Origin of the sequence: Ramlibacter sp. 2FC (assembly GCF_005503345.1) — a bacterium.
In the GTDB taxonomy this organism is placed as follows: Bacteria; Pseudomonadota; Gammaproteobacteria; order Burkholderiales; family Burkholderiaceae_C; genus SCMQ01.
This window is the reverse complement of the sequence record NZ_SCMM01000111.1, coordinates 1-3960: the sequence shown is the minus strand read 5'-3', so window position 1 is coordinate 3960 and position 3960 is coordinate 1. Positions and strand designations below refer to the sequence as shown.

The window sequence follows — 3960 nt, the reverse complement described above, 5'->3', positions numbered from 1 at the left end:
GCGTGTTTGCGCGCCACCCGGCGATCGAGAGCGTGGTGCTCTACGGCTCCCGCGCCAAGGGCAATTACCGCCCCGGCTCGGACATCGACCTCGCCATCAAGGGCCGGCCGATGCCTTTTGCCGAGCTCCTGAAAATCGAAGACGAGGTCGACGATTTGCTGCTGCCCTATACCGTGGACTTATTGCTCTACAACGAGTTGAGCAACGCGGACCTGATCGCTCACATCGACAGGGTGGGGGTAGAGGTCTATGCGCAGAGTCGCCCGTGAACAACCGCCCCGAAGCGACGGCATTTCCTCCCTCGCCCCTTTGGGGAGAGGGTTGGGGTGAGGGGCCGCGCGGTAGTGTCGTGGCCGCCACTCGCTCGCCCTGCCAGCGGTGCCGAGGAGTACTTGAAACTGACCGTCAGTTCCAGCGGCAGGTGAATGCTGCCTATGTCGATCCTGGCTACATCGCCAAGGTGCGCAAGAAGCTCGATCTTGATCAGCGCCAAGCCGCCGAAATCTTCGGCGGCGGTGTCAATGCCTTTTCTCGCTACGAGAACGGCAAAACCAAACCCCCTTTGGCCCTGGTGAAGCTGCTCAAGGTGCTTGAGCGTCACCCCGAATTGCTCAACGAAATCAGAACGGCGTAGCAGTTTGGCATTCTCGAAACTCGCCGGCTGCTGTCCCGTGGCGAGTCGGAAGGGACCCGCTGCTGCCCTACTTCTTGCGGCCCTGCTCCCACTCTTGCAGCGTGCGAACGAAGACGCCCGTGGCGCGGGAAAATTCGGCCTGGGACAGGCCCGATGCCGCACGCGCGGCCAGCAACTGCCACTGCGGTCCGACCATTCAGCCCGAAGCCGCAGCCAGGATCAGATGCCCCACAGCCGCAGACGCCGGCCGGACGCTGATCTCAATGTCGTAGCCCAGCCGTGTCAGGCAATCCATCAGCTTGCGCTCTGAAAGGTTTGCGAAGTCTCCACGCATCATGTCGGACACCTTGGGCTGAGTGATGCCCATGCGCTTGGCGGCTTCTTGTTGCGTCAGGCCAAGGCTCCGCACGGCTTTCCTGATCTCAATCACCAGGCCTGTCTTGATCTTGAGCTTTTCCGCGTCGGGCAAGCCAAGGTCGGCGTATACGTTGCCGGAACTGCCCAGTACTTCGATACCGTCAACGAGTCGTTTTTTCATTTCGCAACTCCTTTGCAAGCCATGTGGTGCTCGGACTCGTAGTCCTCGATCAGGTCGCCAACGATGTCCACCAGTCCCATGGCGGGATGGTTTTCATCACCGGCAGCCTCGTCGAGCAAGGCCTCCAGCATCTGCACCATGCGCGCGTAGTGGGCCTCATCCCGAATCGGGGCAATTTCGGTGGCGCTGCGGAAATGCTCCCATGCCGGGAGCAGGTGCTTCACATCGATGTGTGCCTTCATTATTTCCATGCTCCCTTGTCGTAATCACCGCCAGCTCCCCGACCTTATCGCCCGTATTGAGGGCGGCTTTCAGTTCGGCCCAGTTCGCGAGCCGGTTCTTTTCAATCACCCGCCGCCAGCCCTGCAAAGGGGGCCTAGGCTGGAGGGTGCTGGACAGCGAAAGCCCGCAATGCGCTGTTGCTGATTTTCCCTCGAACTCAAGCATGGCGGCGGGTGCATGAGGCGGTCCAAGATGATGGTGCCCACGGTGGCAACCGTGAACAGCGCCCCCGGCCTGCTGGTCTACGCGCTCAAGCACCGCCTGGTCGAGGGCGAGGAGCGTTCGGATTCGGGCTGGATGGAGGTGAGCTGAGGCGGCTCGAACCAAGCACCGCTGGCGCACGTGATGACGGCCCGGCCCCTTGCGAGGGCGGGCCGTCGGCCTTTCGTCGGCGCAGTCAGTCAGTTCAGAACGGCGAGCCGTCCTCGCTGATGTAGACGTTGAAGCTCTCCGTCTGCGTCGTATCGCCATCGCCATCGGTTCCTTGTACCTCGAAGGTCAAGGTGAGGTCGGGAATCGGCGCCACCTCGATCAGCGACACGTCATTGATACGCAGCGAGTCGCCCACCTGCTCGGGGTTGGTGTCAGGATCTTTGTCCTGATTGCCATACACGTCGTAGGTGCCGTTCTTCGGATAGGCCATACGGAAGTAAGCCGTGTCGTAGACGCCGTCCGTGTAGATCACAACTTCATTCGCAAGCGGGGTGTAACTGCCTATCCACTCCTCGCTCAGAATCGTGAAGAAGATGTCATTGTTTCCGCTTGGAAGCCCGAGGCGAATCCAGAAATCTCCATTGTCCGTACCGCTGACACCCTTGTCGTCGATGAGATTGATCGACGCACCCTCTTCAATGGCGACGATGTCTGGATCATTGCCCCCAGCCATTGGGGCGCCGTTGGCTAACACGAAGCTGATGACCACGTCGTCCGTGTTGCCCTGCTGGTCCATGGCGATCCGCATGCCTTCCACCGACGTCAACGTGCCGGCGGGCCCACCATCGTGGAACGACAGTGAGAAGCCCTCGTTGTTGTTCATGTTCGAAGCCGCCTCGCCCCGGATGCCGAAGCCGACATCATTCGGGTTGATGTCGTCGTCCGTATTGGTACCGGTGGTCCCAGGAAGATCGATGGGATTGGGCGGGAACATGAAGCGCGATTCGGTGCCATCGGGTGAGTCGACTTCACCGAACAGGAGGCCATTGAACACGCCCCAGGTATTCCCGCTGCCAGCTTGGAGCGAGGCAATCTCCACCGGCCCGCCCGATGCGATGGCCCCGAAGTCGAAGCTGTTGAAGACCAGCGCCGGATCCTGGTAGATGTTGAAGGTCCAGCCGGCATCGGTCACGGTCAGGGAGAACAGCGGATCTGGGTCGGTCCCCGCGTCCCCACCGTCGGGAGTGTAGTAGGTCACCGTGTTGCCGACCTTTACCGCGGTGATGTCGATGCCGAGCAGGGCCTCCAGATCGTCCAACCCGGACGCCGCAAGGTCCGTGGCATTGTCCGGATCCGTGTAGTCGGTCAAGGCGACGCCACTTGGCGACGCTGCCCCATCTGCGCCAGGAACGAAGCTGTACGAGTCCGAATCCGTGGTTCCGTTGGCGAAGATGAGGGAGTCAACGGCAGGATTGTTGCTGTCGTCGACGCCCGAGAGCGCGGGCCCGTCATCCTCGAAGTTGAGGTTCTGGGCGATGTTCAGCGTCGCCGACGCCGTGTCGCCGTCCTTATCGGTCTTGGTTGCGGTGAGCGTGATCAGCGTGTCCGCCGCCAGCGTCTTGTTGTCGTCATGGGCCGCGGCCGAGCTGCCAGCGATCGGGTGCACGATCGCGCGCTGCTGGTCGAGCGTGACCACGCCGGTCGCGCTGTTGACGCTTGCTGTGAACACGATGGCGCCGCTCGCGGCAGTCCCCGCGTTGGTCCCCTGGCGCCCGACCACCACGCCGCTTTCGAGGAACAGGAACACGGTAGTCCCAGTCGCCGTGTCGGTCAGCCCGGAGTTCGCCCCCACAGCGCTGATGCCCAGGGCATAGGTCAGCGTGCCGGCGCCGTCGGCGCCGAAGGCCGATGTGAAGTTGAACGAGAAGTCCGCCGTCGCGTTGGTCGCCAGCACCGTCTCGTCGACCGTCGCCGTCGGCTCCGTCCCGGTGGTCGAGATCGACGGCCCATCATCCTCGAAGTTGAGGTTCTGGGCGATGTTCAGCGTCGCCGTCGCGGTGTCGCCGTCCTTGTCGGTCTTGGTCGCCGTCAGCATGATCAGCGTGTCCGCCGCCAGCGTCTTGTTGTCGTCATGGGCCGCGGCCGAGCTGCCAGCGATCGGGTGCACGATCGCGCGCTGCTGGTCGAGCGTGACCACGCCGGTTGCGCTGTCGACGCTTGCCGTGAACACGACATCGCCCGTCGCGGCGTCGGTCGCATCAGTCCCCTCGCGCCCGACCACCACGCCGCCTTCGAGGAACAGGAACACGCCGTTGTTGGTCGCCGTGTCGGTCAGCCCGGAAACCGCCCCCAC

7 protein-coding genes are annotated in these 3960 nt (G+C 62.7%); 3 read left to right on the top strand and 4 right to left on the bottom strand.

What is annotated here, in order from left to right:
• A partial coding sequence (locus FFS10_RS22670; RefSeq protein ID WP_137896860.1) for a nucleotidyltransferase domain-containing protein occupies window positions 1–269 on the top strand: 269 nt, incomplete at its 5' end.
• Window positions 266–634, top strand: a complete 369-nt coding sequence (locus FFS10_RS23730; RefSeq protein WP_283957676.1) for a type II TA system antitoxin MqsA family protein — start codon at window positions 266–268, stop codon at window positions 632–634. The genes FFS10_RS22670 and FFS10_RS23730, both read left to right, overlap by 4 nt.
• Window positions 635–701: 67 nt before the next feature.
• On the opposite strand, the gene FFS10_RS22660 is transcribed toward FFS10_RS23730, so the two are convergent.
• The 3 genes from FFS10_RS22660 to FFS10_RS22650 are packed head-to-tail and all read right to left on the bottom strand — an operon-like array spanning window position 702 to window position 1414.
• Entirely contained in the window at window positions 702–830 is a 129-nt protein-coding gene (locus FFS10_RS22660) for a helix-turn-helix domain-containing protein (RefSeq protein WP_137896859.1), read from the bottom strand.
• Window positions 831–1172: a helix-turn-helix domain-containing protein gene (locus FFS10_RS22655; protein WP_137896858.1), complete on the bottom strand. Its 342-nt coding sequence runs from the start codon at window positions 1170–1172 to the stop codon at window positions 831–833.
• A complete protein-coding gene (locus tag FFS10_RS22650) occupies window positions 1169–1414 on the bottom strand; it encodes a transcriptional regulator, XRE family protein (protein ID WP_137896857.1) in 246 nt (81 codons plus the stop codon). Before FFS10_RS22650 ends, FFS10_RS22655 begins: the two co-directional genes overlap by 4 nt.
• A gap of 217 nt (window positions 1415–1631) precedes the next feature.
• Between FFS10_RS22650 and FFS10_RS23725 the strand changes: the two genes are divergently transcribed.
• A complete protein-coding gene (locus FFS10_RS23725) occupies window positions 1632–1766 on the top strand; it encodes a hypothetical protein (RefSeq protein ID WP_283957675.1) in 135 nt (44 codons plus the stop codon).
• A 94-nt stretch (window positions 1767–1860) separates the two neighbouring features.
• On the opposite strand, the gene FFS10_RS23100 is transcribed toward FFS10_RS23725, so the two are convergent.
• On the bottom strand, window positions 1861–3960 hold a 2100-nt coding region (locus tag FFS10_RS23100), incomplete at its 5' end, for a DUF5801 repeats-in-toxin domain-containing protein (RefSeq protein WP_249931395.1).

Bases quoted from the DNA above. Each gene is read 5' to 3' on its own strand.
- FFS10_RS22650 (WP_137896857.1), bottom strand. From the start codon at position 1,414: ATGAAGGCACACATCGATGTGAAGCACCTGCTCCCGGCATGGGAGCAT.
- FFS10_RS22660 (WP_137896859.1), bottom strand. From the start codon at position 830: ATGGTCGGACCGCAGTGGCAGTTGCTGGCCGCGCGTGCGGCATCGGGC.
- FFS10_RS23725 (WP_283957675.1), top strand. From the start codon at position 1,632: ATGAGGCGGTCCAAGATGATGGTGCCCACGGTGGCAACCGTGAACAGC.
- FFS10_RS22655 (WP_137896858.1), bottom strand. From the start codon at position 1,172: ATGAAAAAACGACTCGTTGACGGTATCGAAGTACTGGGCAGTTCCGGC.